We start from the raw sequence: 13653 nt of genomic DNA, 5'->3' as shown, positions 1-13653 counted from the left end.
CGGCCGCTGCGACCTAAAGGGTGTGGAGCGGCTTTCCGGAGAGGTACAGGAAGGCCTCGCCGAGCGACTCGTTCTGGGTGGGGTGCGCGTGGAGGAGCGGGGCGATGTCCTCCGGGTACGCCTCCCAGTTGACCGCGAGCTGCGCCTCGCCGATCAGCTCGCCGACGCGGGCGCCGATCATGTGCACGCCGACGACGGGGCCGTCCTCGACGCGGACGACCTTGACGGACCCGTTCGTGCCGATGATCTCGCTCTTCGCGTTCCCGGCCAGGCTGTAGTCGTAGCTCTTGACCTTGTCGGCGCCGTACTGCTCGACGGCCTTCGCCTCGGTGAGGCCGATCGACGCGACCTCGGGGTCGCAGTACGTGACCTTCGGGATGTTGACGTCGGGGATGACGATCGGGTTGAGGCCCGCGATCTCCTCGGCGACGAAGATGCCCTGCTGGAAGCCGCGGTGCGCGAGCTGGAGGCCCGGGACGATGTCGCCGACGGCGTAGACGCCCGGGACGGAGGTGCGGAGACGCTCGTCGGTGATGACGAAGCCGCGGTCGAGGGTGACGCCGACCTCCTCGTAGCCGAGGTTCTGGGTCAGCGGGCCGCGGCCGACGGCCACGAGGAGCAGCTCGGCCTCGACGGTGTCGCCGTTCTCGAGCGAGACGACGACGCCGTTCTCGTTCTGGGTGACGCCGGCGAAGCGGACGCCCAGGCGGTAGTCGATGCCGCGGCGGCGGAAGGCGCGCTCGAGCGACTTGCTGATCGACTCGTCCTCGTTGGGGACGAGGTGGGGGAGGGCCTCGATGATCGTGACCTCGGCGCCGAACGACTTCCAGACGCTGGCGAACTCGACGCCGATGACGCCGCCGCCCAGCACCGCCACCTTGCGCGGAACGAAGTCGAGCTCGAGCGCCTGCTCGCTGGCGATCACGCGGCCGCCGATCTCGAGGCCGGGCAGCGAGCGCGAGTAGGAGCCGGTCGCCAGGATGATGTTCTTGCCCGTGACGGTCTGGTCGCCGACCTGCACGGTGGTGGGGGAGGTGAGGCGCCCCTCGCCCTCGATGACGGTGATGCCGCGCGCCTTGACGAGGCCCTGGAGGCCCTTGTACTTCTTCGCGACGATGCCCTTGCGGTACTCGGAGACGCCGTTGATGTCGACGCCCTGCAGCTGCGTCACGATGCCGTACTTGGCCGACTCGCGCGAGTAGTCCGCGACCTCCGCCGCGTGGAGCAGCGCCTTGGTCGGGACGCAGCCGCGGTGCAGGCAGGTGCCGCCGACCTTGTCCTTCTCGACCATCCCGACGGTGAATCCGAGCTCGGCCGCACGCAGCGCCGCTGCGTAGCCTCCACTCCCACCGCCGAGCACCACAATGTCAAAGTTCTGCTCAGACACCCAGCAACTCCCTCGCGCATCTTCAGGACACGTTCCTGCCCCGAGGGGATGGCTCGCGGCAGGGTGATGACGGGCGAGGATTGCTCGCCCAGGACGAGAATTTCTCGCCCATACGACCCTACTACTTCCGCGAAATGTCCTCGGCCAAACGGATGAGCGCCCTTACGCTCACCGCGGACGGGCCCTTGCCCGTGAAGCCGTAGGGAGAGTTCGGTCCCTTGGCCGGTCCGGCGATGTCCAGGTGCGCCCACGGGATCCGGGGCGCGTCGTCGCCCTCCCCGGTGCGCCCGACGAACTCCTGCAGGAAGACGCCCGCGAGAAGCATGCCGCCAGCGGTGTTGCCCGGATTGGCATTGGCGATGTCGGCCACATCGGAGGCGATCGTGGCGCGCAGCTCGTCCGGCAGCGGCATGGGCCAGAGGAGCTCTCCCGTGGCCTTCGCCGCCGCGATGACGTCCTCGACGAGGTCGTCGGACCCCATGACGGCGGCGTAGCGCGTGCCGAGGGCCACCATCGCGGCGCCGGTCAGCGTCGCGACGTCGACGATCGCGTCCGGTCGCTCCTCGCTCGCCGCGACGAGGCCGTCGGCCATGACGAGGCGTCCTTCGGCATCGGTGTTGAGCACCTCCACCGTGCGGCCGCCGCGGATCCGCAGCACGTCGTTCGGGCGGATCGCGGACCCGGACGGCATGTTCTCGGCCAGGCAGAGCCACGCGGTGACGCGGACGGGCAGTGCGAGACGCGCGGCCGCCAGCGCGACGGCGAGGACCGTGGCCGCACCCGTCATGTCGTACTTCATTCCCACCATGCCGGTCGCCGGCTTCAGCGACAGGCCGCCGGAGTCGAAGGTGATGCCCTTCCCGACGAGCGCCAGGTGACGGGAGGCGCCCGTCGGCGCGTATTCGACCTTGACCAGCCGCGGGGGCCGCGTGGACCCCTGGCCGACGCCGAGGATGCCGCCGAAGCCGTCGGCGGCCAGCTCCTCCTCGTCCCACACAGTGACGCGCGCGCCGACGGCCTCGGCTTCGGTGCGGGCGCGCTCCGCGAACGTCGCCGGGTAGAGGTCGAGCGGCGGCATGTTGACGAGGTCCTTGACGAGCGAGGCCGCCTCGGCGACCGCGACAGCGCGGGCGACGAGGGCCTCGTCGTCCGCGGAGGTGCCGATCACCGTGATCGAGGCGACGGGCGTCTTCGCCCCGGCCTTGCTCTTCACGCGGTACTCGGCGTAGCCGTAGGCGCCGAGCGCGGCACCCTCGAGGACGGCCCCGAGCTCCTCCTCGCTGCCGGCCGGCAGTCCGATCGCGACGTTCCCGGTGCCCGCCAGCTGGCGCACCGCGCTTCCTGCGGCGTAGCGGAACGCGTCGGCGTCGACCGCCTCGGAGAGGCCGATCACGGCCAGCGGTGGGTGCGCCTCCCCTCCGGGCAGCCGGACGAGCTCGTCGCGCCCGCCCCCGAAACCGATCTGCCCGAGCACGGAGGCGACGGCCTCGAGCGCCGCGGAGGAGAGCGCCGCCGAGGCGGCGGGCACGGCCTCTCCGCGGGAGGCGCGCGCAGCGATCACGAGCACGTCGGCAGCAGGCGAGGAGGGCAGAGAAGCGGAGAGCGTGAGGGCGGGAACGGTCATGATCCGACCCTAACGGCTCGGTCTCCCCGGGTGTTCGCTGTGGGCGTGCCGTTCGGGGCGCCGAGGTCAGCCCGCGTCGGCGCCGCCGTCTTAGAGTTGAGGTATGCGAGACCCCGGGGAACTTTTCGAGCTCGGACCGGCACTCCATGTGCCCGAGGGACTGCCCCTGGTCGCGGGGCTGACCGGCTTCGCGGACGCCGGCTCCGGCGTCAGCCAGCTCGGCACCTATCTGCTCGGCACCCTCGACAACGAGGTGGTCGCGACCTTCGATGCCGACATCCTGCTCGACTACCGCGCCCGGCGCCCCATCATCTACTTCGACCAGGACCACCTCACCGACTACCAGCCGCAGACGCTCAAGCTGTACCTCGCCTACGACGAGCTGCGCCAGCCGTTCCTCTTCCTCTCCGGGTTCGAGCCGGACTTCCGCTGGGAGGCGTTCACGGAGGCGGTGCTCGGCCTGATCGAGCGGTTCAAGGTCCGCACGGTGACGTGGGTGCACTCCATCCCCATGCCCGTGCCCCACACCCGGCCCATCGGCGTCACGGTGAGCGGCAACCGCAGCGACCTCATCGAGAGCATGTCGATCTGGAAGCCGCACACGCAGGTGCCGGCCAACGCCCTGCACCTCCTGGAGTACCGCCTCCAGCAGCTGTCGTATCCGACGGCGGGGTTCATCCTGCTCGTGCCGCACTATCTCGCCGACACCGAGTACCCGGCCGCCGCCGTGGCAGCGCTCGACTCCATCAGCGCCGCGACGGGGCTCATCTTCCCGACCGACCGTCTCCGTCAGGAGGACCGGGAGTTCGTCGCCAACATCGACGAGCAGGTCGCGGGGAACCCCGAACTCGGCCGCCTGGTCGGCACGCTGGAGGAGCGGCACGACTCCTACATGGAGGACACGCAGCTGCGCTCCCCGCTGACCGACAGCGACGGCGAACTCCCCTCGGCCGACGAGATCGCCGCCGAGCTCGAGAACTTCCTCGCCTTCCGGCGCCACGGCGACGAGGAGAACCCGCGCGGCGACCGCTGAGCGCCGCCGCCGTCGCGACCTCCACGCCGGCCCGTCGGGAGCATCCCGAGCCCGGGGCATAAGATCGATCAGTGAATTCTCGTCGATCCTGGGTGGTGTTCGGGGTCGGGGTCTTCGCCTATCTCGTCGCGGTCACGCAGCGGACGACGATCGGTGTGGCCGGCGTCGCCGCCACCGACCGGTTCCACGTGTCGGCCTCCGTGCTCTCGACGCTGGCCGTCGTGCAGCTGATCGTCTACGCCGCGATGCAGATCCCGGTCGGAGTCCTGATCGACCGGGTCGGCTCGCGGGCCCTGATGGTGGCCGGGACGGCCCTCATGATCGTCGGACAGGTCGCCGTCGCGCTCTCGCCGACGATCGCGGTCGCGATCGTCGGGCGCATCCTGGTCGGAGCCGGCGACGCGACGGTGTTCACCTCGCTCATGCGGCTCACGAACTCGTGGTTCACGGGGAGGCTCGTACCCCAGCTGTCCCAGTGGATCGGCAACATCGGCCAGCTCGGCCAGGTGGTCTCCGCCGTGCCGTTCGCGATCATCCTCCACGAGTCGGGCTGGACGACCGCGTTCCTGTCCGCCGCCTCCCTCTCGGTGCTCGCGCTCGTCGGCATCATCGTGTCGATCGCCGACCGGCCGGCCGGTTCGGCGGAGGGGCCGCGGCCCGCGACCTGGGCCGAGTCCATCCGGCAGCTGCGGATCAGCCTCGCGCGCCCCGGGACCCAGCTCGGGTTCTGGTCGCACTTCGTCACGCAGTCCTCCGGGACGGTGTTCAGCCTGATGTGGGGCATCCCGTTCCTCGTCTTCGCGCTCGGCATCCAGCCGGCCGAGGCGGCGTCCCTCCTCATCGTGCTCGTCGTCGCCGGTCTCATCGCGGGTCCCATCCTGGGCCTCCTCACGGCGCGATTCCCGCTGCGGCGGAGCAACCTCGTCCTCGGGATCGTCGCCATGATGGGCGTCGTCTGGACCGTCGTCCTCCTCTGGCCGGGCACGCCGCCGCTGTGGCTCGTGATCGTCCTCATCGTCGCCATCGGGATCGGCGGCCCCGGGTCGCTGATCGGCTTCGACTTCGCCCGCACCTTCAACCCGCTCCACAGCCTCGGATCGGCGAACGGCATCGTCAACGTCGGCGGCTTCCTCGCGAGCTTCGTCATGATGTTCCTCATCGGCGTGTCCCTCGACCTCCAGAACCGCGGAGGCGACGCGGCGACCCTCTACGACCTCGACCACTTCCGCTGGGCGTTCGCGATCCAGTACGTGATCATCGGCATCGGCGTCGGCTTCCTCGTCCACGCGCGGAGGCGCACCCGCCGTCGTCTGCGCGAGGACGAGGGAATAGAGGTGGCCCCGACTTGGGTTGCACTCATGGAGACGTGGCGGAGGCGCGGCGGCCGCAGGGCGCAGTAGCGGGCGCCGGGGGCGGCACGCCGCCGGATCCGCGGTCGGCCGACTGGTCGGGGGTGCGCGCGGAACGTGCAATAATTGGTACCCGGACCCGTTCATGTCCTTCGGGCCGGAGCATTCGACGATGCCCGGCGAACCCCCGAGGACTTGACATGGGTCTTAGTAATGTCCGCACGCAACCTCAGCCAGGCCCGGGCCGCCGGATCTGAAGGCCGCCGCTTGGTATGAAAGGTGTTCACATGGCAACCCGTGCAGCAACGAAGACCCCCGAGGCGGAGGTCGCGGCGGCCGAGGTCGAGGAGACCTCGACGACGAAGACGACGAGGCCGGCGGCGAAGAAGCCGGCGGCCAAGAAGGCCCCCGCCGCGAAGAAGGCGCCCGCCAAGGGCGCGACGAAGGCGAAGGGCGCCGAGGACGACGAGGTGCTCGACGACGAGGCCGAGGTCGAGATCGACGAGGACGTCGTCGTCGACGACGACGCGGTCGCCGAGGACGAGACCGAAGCGGACGCCGAGGCCGACGACGCCGACGCGGAGGACTCCGACGACGCGGAAACCGACGGCAAGGCCCCGGTCGCCGTCGAGGCGGTCGCCGCCGGCTCCGAGCCCCTCCCCACGGACGCGCTGGTGCTGCGGGCGGTCGATGAGGACGACGACATCCCCGTCTACTCGACCACGATCACCGGTGCGACGGCCGACCCGGTCAAGGACTACCTGAAGCAGATCGGCAAGGTTCCGCTGCTGAACGCGGCGGAGGAGGTCGAGCTGGCCATGCGGATCGAGGCCGGCCTCTTCGCCGAGGACAAGCTCGCGAACACGCCGAACCTGAGCAAGGAGCTCGAGCGCGAGCTGCGCTGGGTCGCGCGCGACGGACAGCGCGCCAAGAGCCACCTCCTCGGCGCCAACCTCCGGCTCGTGGTGTCGCTCGCCAAGCGCTACACCGGCCGCGGCATGCAGTTCCTCGACCTGATCCAGGAGGGGAACCTCGGTCTGATCCGCGCGGTGGAGAAGTTCGACTACACCAAGGGCTTCAAGTTCTCGACGTACGCGACGTGGTGGATCCGTCAGGCGATCACCCGCGCCATGGCCGACCAGGCCCGCACCATCCGCATCCCCGTGCACATGGTGGAGGTCATCAACAAGCTCGCCCGTGTCCAGCGGCAGATGCTGCAGGACCTCGGCCGCGAGCCCACCCCGGAGGAGCTGTCGAAGGAACTCGACATGACCCCGGAGAAGGTCATCGAGGTCCAGAAGTACGGCCGCGAGCCGATCTCGCTGCACACCCCGCTCGGCGAGGACGGCGACAGCGAGTTCGGCGACCTCATCGAGGACACCGAGGCGGTCGTCCCCGCCGACGCCGTGGGCTTCACCATGCTGCAGAAGCAGCTGGAGAGCCTCCTCGACTCGCTCTCGGAGCGCGAGGCCGGAGTGATCCGGATGCGCTTCGGGCTCGGCGACGGCATGCCGAAGACGCTCGACCAGATCGGCGACACGTTCGGGGTGACCCGCGAGCGCATCCGCCAGATCGAGTCGAAGACGATGGCGAAGCTGCGCCACCCGTCCCGCTCGCAGTCGCTCCGCGACTACCTCGAGTAACCCGGTGCGGTATCGACTGGCGGTCATCGCCGGCCGTATCGCCCGCCGGCTGCTGCGGCTCCGCGGCGGCGGCTCGGCGGTGCCCGGGAGGGTGGCCCTCGCGATCGCCCCGGCCTTCCTCGAGCGCGCCGTCAGCCGGCTGCCGCTCGGTGTCGTGTTCGTCTCGGGGTCCAACGGCAAGTCCACCACGACGAACATGCTCACCGCGATCCTGCGCGAGCACGGCCTGGACGTGTTCACCAACCCGTCCGGCGGCAACCTCCCCCAGGGGATCGCGTCGGCGCTCCTGGCCGATGTCCCGCTCGACGGCTTCGTCCGCGGCGACGTCGGGGTGATCGAGGTCGACGAGGCGTACGGGGTGGACCTCGCGCGCGTTCTGAAGCCGCGCGCCTCCCTCCTGCTCAACGTTCAGATCGACCAGCTCAACCGGTTCTTCGAGCCGACCCGCGTCATCGGGATGCTCCGGTCGATCGCCGAGGGCTCCAGTGAGTTCGTCGTTGTGAACGCCGACGACGACAGCCTGGCCCGAGTCGGCGCCGAGCTCGTCGCGCAGGGCCGAGAAGTCACCGCCTTCGCCGTCGCGCCGTCGATCATCGAGGCGTCGCCGAACGGCCTGGCCAACGTCAAGGACCTCTCGGGGACGTCCGCGGGCTCGCTGCCCGCGCCGGCCGTGGTCGTGAGCAAACTCGAGGTGCAGAGCGCCCAGCTCACGATCGGGGAGGAGAGCGTCCGCATCGGGCTGCCCGCTCGAGGTCTGCACTACGCTGTCGACGCCGCGGGTGCGACGGCGATGGCCGCTCGCTTGCTGGGCGACCGGTTCCGCTCGTCCGCCGTGGTGGCCGCCATGGGGTCGCTGCGCACCGTCTACGGTCGCGGCGAGACGCTGCGCGTGGGCGATGAGGACATCGAGATCATCATGATGAAGAATCCGCCCAGCCTCCAGCTCAACCTCGACTACCTGAGCGAGTCGCCCAAGCAGGTCTTCGTCGCCGTCGACGAGGGCACGCCCGATCCGTCGTGGATCTACGACATCGACCTGTCGAAGCTCACCCACGTCGACGTCGTCTCGGGGACGAAGGCCTGGCAGTTCGCCACCCGGTTCGCCTACGCCGGGATCGAGGTCGACCAGGTGGTGCCCGAGCTGAAGCCGGCTCTCCAGGCCTTCCTGGCCCTCCCCAAGCCCGCGAGCGGGACGAAGACGATGATCGTCAACTACGAGCAGATGATGCTCATCCGGAAGCACCTCGGGTTCCTCGACCTGGAGGGCGGCGACCGATGAGCGTGCTGCGCATCCTGCACCTGTACCCGCGCGAGCTCGGGATCAACGGCGACGCGGGAAACGTCATGGCCCTCGCCGAGCGCGCCCGCTGGCGCGGCGTCGAGGCGGAGGTCGTGCCGTACGCGCCGGGCGGCGAGCTGCCCGCCGGCGTGGACATCGTCCACATCGGCTCCGGACCGCTGTCGTCGCAGCGCGCCGTGCACGCCGACGTCCTCCGGATCGCCCCGAGGCTGCGCGACTGGCGCGACGCGGGCGTGCCGATCCTCGCGATCGCCGGGGGATGGCAGCTGCTCGGCGCCGAGATCGAGACACCCGAGGGCGACACGCTGGCGGGCGCCGGCGTGTTCCCCACGCGCGCCGCGCTGGGATCGAAGCGGCATGTCGGGGAGGTGGTGGTGCGGATGGACGACGGTACGATGCTGGCCGGGTTCGAGAACCACTCCGCCAGCACCGTGCTCGACGGTGCGGACCCGCTCGGGCGCGTCGTCAGCGGCACGGGCAACGACGGGTCGACCGAGGGCGTACGCGTGGGATCATCGATCGGAACGCACCTGCACGGGCCGATCCTCCCGATGAACCCGGTCCTGGCCGATCGCATCCTGTCGACGGCACTGCGTGGCGAGGTCGCTCCGGTGGCTCAGACGGAGCGCGTCGACCGCTACGCCACCAATGCGCGACGCGCGATCGCGGATCGCCTCGGCGTCTCGCTCTGACGCCTCAGTTCACGTAGACGCGGGGGACCCGAGAGGCGACACCGGTCACCATCTCGTCGGCGATCGTCTCGGCCCAATCGGCATACTGCTCGGCCGTCGGCTCGCCGTCGGTCCCCGGACCGAACAGGATCGCGATATCGCCCAGCTCGACGCGATGCTCGCCGACGTCGACGAGCGTGCGGTCCGCGGCCACCTCGAGGACGCGGGCCCGCCGGCCGTTCAGCAGCACCCACGTCTTCGGCAGCCCCAGCGTCGGGACGCCGTCCGCGTAGCCGATGCCGATGCGGGCAGCCGTCGTCCCGCCGACGTGCACGTCGGTGACCGGGGCCTCGAGCCGCATGGCTGGGATGAGCCCCAGCTCGGCCCCGGACACGTCGTCGAAGGGGGAGTAGCCGTAGGCGGCGATCCCGAACCGGACGAACGAGAATCTCGCCTCGGGCATCCGGATGCCGGCGGAACTCGCGGCGAGGTGAAGCGCCTCGAATCGCGCGCCGAGCGACTCCGCCTCCGCCACCGCGTCGCGGAATTCGGCCAGCGCGGCCTCGTCGTCGGCGATGGAGGCGTCTGCCAGATGCGACCAGGCGGCGCGGACCCGGATGACGCCCTGGCGCTCGAGCTCCAGGGCTCTGCTCACGAGGCCCGGCCAGTCCTCCCGGGTGGCCCCGTTGCGGCTGAGTCCGGTGTCGACCTTGAGATGCACGACCGCCGGGCGGTCCGCGCCGGAGGCGGCGATCGCCTCCAGCTGCCACACCGCTGAGATCCCGAGCTCGATGTCGGCCTCGATTCCGGCGCGCCAATCGGTGGCCTGGCCGTGCAGCCACGCCAGGATCGGCACCGTGACGCCCGCGCCGCGCAGCACCAGGCCCGCGGGGATCTCGAGGACGGCGAGCGAGGTCGCGCCGGCTGCGAGCCCGGCTTCGGCCACCGGGAGGAGCCCGTGACCGTAGGCATCGGCTTTCACGGCGAACATGGTCTCCGCGGGAGCGACGAGCTTCGCCAGGTGCGCGACGTTGTGCCGGATGGCGGCGAGATCGACGACCGCACGGGGAAGCGGCTCGGCGACGGCGTCCACGATGGTCACTCGCTGTACGTCCTCTCGATGCGCCGGCCCAGGCGGCTGGTGATTACGGGGGCGGCGACGCCGAGCGCGTCGGCCCAGTCGAGGACGGTGGGCTCGCCCCGTGCGGGGTCGCCGAAGAGGATGACCGGGTCGCCGGGGCGCGCCGAGTCGTCTCCGATGTCGACCACGAACTGGTCCATCGCGATCCGGCCGGTGATCCGGCCGATGGTCTCGCCGACCTTGACGGGGGCTCGGTTCGACGCGACGCGCAGGATCCCGTCCGCATAGCCGAGCGCGACGAGCACGAGCGTGCTGGGGCGCGAGGTGCGGTAGGTGTACCCGTACGAGACACCGCGATGGGCGGGAACGCGCTTCACCGCGATCACCTCCGCCTCCAGTCGCATGACGGGCGCAGACGGACGCGAGGGATCGAGGCCGAAGAGTTCGGGACCGATCAGCCGGCGCTGCACCGGCGTGGCGTCCGGGCTGGGTCCCACGGCTACCCCCGCAGGAAGGCCCTCGTCGGCGATCGCCGCGGCGTCCTCGAAGCGGGAGACAAGGAAATCGCCGACCCCCGCGTCGGCCAGCGCACGGGCGACGGGGATGAGCCCGTGCCCGTACGCGTCGGCACGGAGGTCGGCGGCGCAGTCGGGGAGCGACGCGGAGGCGGCGGAGCGGAGGACGGACAGGTCGATGTGGGCGTGCCTGCGCACACCTGTGCTCGTCGTCATCCTCCGGTCAGCCCCGCCTCTCGCGACGCGGACGCGTTACGCGCGCTGCTCTTCGAAGAGACGAGCGGTCTCGTCGTGCCAGCTGTGGGCGATCTGGGAGAGCTTCTCCTGGTGCTTCTTGCCGTGGTGCGCGCAGAAGAGGAGCTCGCCGTTGTTCACCACGACGCGGATGTACGCCTGGGCGCCGCAGCTGTCGCAGCGGTCGGCGGCCGTCAGTTGCGGCCCCGATGCGAGCTCGTCAACGGCCCCGTTCTCCGAGGTTACTGTCGACATGTGATGCTCCTTTCAGTCGCAACCGGTGAACTCGGTACGTCTATAGAACCACGGGATCCGGGCAACCAGGCTCGCATTTGCTGCTATTTCGCTCAACGCGTAGCCGGGCGGGGCGGTCGGGTGTCGTGACGGAGGGTGCGGCCCGAGCCGCTTACGCTTGAGTCGTGGCGAGCTCAGACTATTCCGCAAGACACCTCTCGGTGCTCGAGGGGCTCGAGGCCGTCCGGAAGCGTCCCGGCATGTACATCGGCTCTACCGACTCCCGCGGGCTCATGCACTGCCTCTGGGAGATCATCGACAACTCGGTCGATGAGGCGCTCGCCGGGCACGGGACGACGATCGATGTCGTGCTGCACGAGGACGACAGCGTGGAGGTGCGCGACCGCGCCCGCGGCATCCCCGTCGATCTCGAGCCCAAGACCGGCCTGAGCGGCGTCGAGGTGGTCTTCACCAAGCTTCACGCGGGCGGCAAGTTCGGCTCCGGGTCGTACGCCGCGTCCGGCGGCCTCCACGGCGTCGGGGCCTCGGTCGTCAACGCCCTGTCCGAGCGTCTCGACGTCGAGGTCGACCGTGACGGCAAGACGTGGGCGATGTCGTTCCACCGGGGGGAGCCGGGCATCTTCGACGACGGCCCCGGCGGCCCCAGCCCCGACGCGGCGTTCACGCCGTTCGTCAGCGGGAGCGAGCTCCGCGTCGTCGGGAAGGTCGCCAAGGGCGTGACCGGCACGCGCATCCGGTACTGGGCGGATCGTCAGATCTTCACCAAGGGCGCCGAGTTCTCCACCGACGACCTGATAGGGCGCGCTAGGCAGACGGCGTTCCTCGTCCCCGGCCTCGCGATCACCATCGAGGACCGCCGCGCTGTCGCGGGCGGCGAGCCCGCCGGCACGACGACGTTCCGCTACGAGGGCGGCATCTCGGAGTTCGTCGACTTCCTCGCCCCCGACAGCCCCATCACCGAGACGTGGAGGCTCACCGGCGAGGGCACGTTCTCCGAGACGGTCCCCGTCCTGTCGGAGAGCGGTGCGATGCTGCCCACCGAGCTCGAGCGGCAGTGCCAGGTCGACATCGCCCTGCGCTGGGGGACCGGTTATGAGACCGTCATGCGCAGCTTCGTGAACATCATCGCCACCCCGAAGGGCGGCAGCCACCAGGCCGGCTTCGACCAGGGCATGCTGAAGTTCCTGCGCCAGCAGGTCGAGCAGAACGCACGACGGCTCAAGGTCGGAACCGACAAGCTCGAGAAGGACGACGTGATGGCGGGCCTCACCGCCGTCCTGACCGTGCGCCTCCCGGAGCCGCAGTTCGAGGGCCAGACGAAGGAGATCCTCGGGACGCCCGCGGTGCGCGCCATCGTCGCGCAGGTCGTGCAGAAGTCGATGGCCGAGCGCTTCGGGTCGCCGAAGCGCGACGACAAGGCGCAGTCGGCGCTCGTGCTCGACAAGGTGGTCGCCGAGATGAAGTCGCGGATCTCGGCGCGCGCCCACAAGGAGACGCAGCGCCGCAAGAACGCGCTCGAGACCTCCTCCCTCCCGGCCAAGCTCGTCGACTGCCGCTCGAGCGACGTAGCCAACAGCGAGCTGTTCATCGTCGAGGGCGACTCGGCCCTCGGCACGGCGCGCCGGGCGCGCGACAGCGAGTACCAGGCGCTGCTTCCGATCCGCGGGAAGATCCTGAACGTGCAGAAGGCGTCCGTCTCCGACATGCTCTCCAACGCCGAGTGCGCCGCGATCATCCAGGTGATCGGCGCGGGGTCGGGCCGGACCTTCGACCTGTCGTCGGCGCGGTACGGCAAGGTCATCATCATGTCGGACGCCGACGTCGACGGCGCCCACATCCGGACCCTGCTGCTGACGCTCTTCTTCCGGTACATGAGGCCGATGATCGAGGAGGGACGGGTCTTCGCCGCCGTGCCGCCCCTCCACCGCGTCGTCGTGCAGAACCCCGGCTCGAAGCCGAACGAGACGATCTACACGTACTCGGAGGCGGAGCTGCAGGCGGTGCTCGCCGACCTGAAGAAGCGCGGCAAGAAGTACCAGGAGCCGATCCAGCGCTACAAGGGCCTCGGCGAGATGGACGCGGACCAGCTCGCGACGACCACGATGGACCGGGCGCACCGTACCCTGCGGCGCGTCCGGGTGCCCGACGCCGAGGCGGCCAACCGCGTTTTCGAGCTCCTGATGGGCAACGACGTGGCGCCGCGCAAGGAGTTCATCATCGCCGGAGCCGACGACCTCAGCCGGGCGCGCATCGACGCCTGAGCCGCCGGTCGTCCCGGTGGGGGCTTTGCCCCTTCCGCCACTCCCGCACCCCCGCACGGCCACCCCGCTGCCCCGCACGTACGGAGGAGGTTCTGCACCCTGAGAGCCGGGACTCCCTCCCCGAAGCGCTTCGCGCCCGCGTGTCGGGCGAGATGTCCTCCGCTCCCCACGCAGCAGACCGGCGCAGGGGCGCCGGGTGAGCGCCGGCAGCGGACATGGCCCAGGGAGGAGAATCCCGCCCGATGAGCCGTATCCGCGGCTTCGGGAGGACGACCGGGTGCCGGTGCGCCGAGTTCTCCT

11 protein-coding genes are annotated in these 13653 nt (G+C 70.4%); 6 read left to right on the top strand and 5 right to left on the bottom strand.

What is annotated here, in order from left to right; genetic code table 11:
• Window positions 1-13: 13 nt before the first annotated feature.
• Window positions 14-1387 (bottom strand): dihydrolipoyl dehydrogenase, encoded by a 1374-nt coding sequence (gene lpdA, locus FPT20_RS09095; RefSeq protein WP_158864561.1) that lies wholly within the window; start codon window positions 1385-1387, stop codon window positions 14-16.
• A 121-nt stretch (window positions 1388-1508) separates the two neighbouring features.
• Window positions 1509-3011: a leucyl aminopeptidase gene (locus FPT20_RS09090; RefSeq protein WP_158864559.1), complete on the bottom strand. Its 1503-nt coding sequence runs from the start codon at window positions 3009-3011 to the stop codon at window positions 1509-1511.
• A 103-nt stretch (window positions 3012-3114) separates the two neighbouring features.
• Here FPT20_RS09090 and FPT20_RS09085 point away from each other — a divergent pair, with 103 nt between their 5' ends.
• The 5 genes from FPT20_RS09085 to FPT20_RS09065 all read left to right on the top strand — a co-directional run bounded on the left by FPT20_RS09085 (window position 3115) and on the right by FPT20_RS09065 (window position 9028).
• Window positions 3115-4044, top strand: a complete 930-nt coding sequence (locus tag FPT20_RS09085) for a proteasome assembly chaperone family protein (protein WP_158864557.1) — start codon at window positions 3115-3117, stop codon at window positions 4042-4044.
• Window positions 4045-4115: 71 nt separating this feature from the next.
• Window positions 4116-5444 carry an MFS transporter gene (locus FPT20_RS09080; RefSeq protein WP_158864555.1) on the top strand — a complete coding sequence of 443 codons (1329 nt, stop codon included), beginning with the start codon at window positions 4116-4118 and terminating at the stop codon, window positions 5442-5444.
• A gap of 236 nt (window positions 5445-5680) precedes the next feature.
• Window positions 5681-7036, top strand: a complete 1356-nt coding sequence (locus FPT20_RS09075; protein WP_158864553.1) for an RNA polymerase sigma factor — start codon at window positions 5681-5683, stop codon at window positions 7034-7036.
• Window positions 7037-7040: 4 nt separating this feature from the next.
• Window positions 7041-8315 carry a MurT ligase domain-containing protein gene (locus tag FPT20_RS09070; protein ID WP_158864551.1) on the top strand — a complete coding sequence of 425 codons (1275 nt, stop codon included), beginning with the start codon at window positions 7041-7043 and terminating at the stop codon, window positions 8313-8315.
• A complete protein-coding gene (locus FPT20_RS09065) occupies window positions 8312-9028 on the top strand; it encodes a type 1 glutamine amidotransferase (protein ID WP_158864549.1) in 717 nt (238 codons plus the stop codon). The genes FPT20_RS09070 and FPT20_RS09065 overlap by 4 nt, the downstream gene beginning before the upstream one ends.
• 4 nt (window positions 9029-9032) lie before the next feature.
• On the opposite strand, the gene alr is transcribed toward FPT20_RS09065, so the two are convergent.
• Genes alr through FPT20_RS09050 form a run of 3 tightly spaced genes read right to left on the bottom strand, consistent with a single transcriptional unit; the run spans window position 9033 to window position 11092 of the window.
• Window positions 9033-10109: an alanine racemase gene (alr, locus tag FPT20_RS09060; protein ID WP_158864547.1), complete on the bottom strand. Its 1077-nt coding sequence runs from the start codon at window positions 10107-10109 to the stop codon at window positions 9033-9035.
• Window positions 10106-10819, bottom strand: coding sequence for an alanine racemase C-terminal domain-containing protein (locus tag FPT20_RS09055; RefSeq protein ID WP_233265456.1), 714 nt, complete (start codon window positions 10817-10819; stop codon window positions 10106-10108). The genes alr and FPT20_RS09055 overlap by 4 nt, the downstream gene beginning before the upstream one ends.
• A 36-nt stretch (window positions 10820-10855) precedes the next feature.
• Entirely contained in the window at window positions 10856-11092 is a 237-nt protein-coding gene (locus tag FPT20_RS09050) for a DUF7455 domain-containing protein (RefSeq protein ID WP_121261337.1), read from the bottom strand.
• Window positions 11093-11256: 164 nt separating this feature from the next.
• On the opposite strand from FPT20_RS09050, the gene FPT20_RS09045 reads away from it, so the two are divergent.
• A complete protein-coding gene (locus FPT20_RS09045; protein WP_158864545.1) occupies window positions 11257-13353 on the top strand; it encodes a DNA gyrase/topoisomerase IV subunit B in 2097 nt (698 codons plus the stop codon).
• The last annotated feature ends 300 nt before the right edge of the window (window positions 13354-13653 follow it).

The organism is Leifsonia sp. AG29 (assembly GCF_009765225.1).
Taxonomy (GTDB): Bacteria; Actinomycetota; Actinomycetes; order Actinomycetales; family Microbacteriaceae; genus Leifsonia.
The sequence above is the reverse complement of the archived record's forward strand: the minus strand, read 5'-3'. Positions and strand labels throughout refer to the sequence as shown.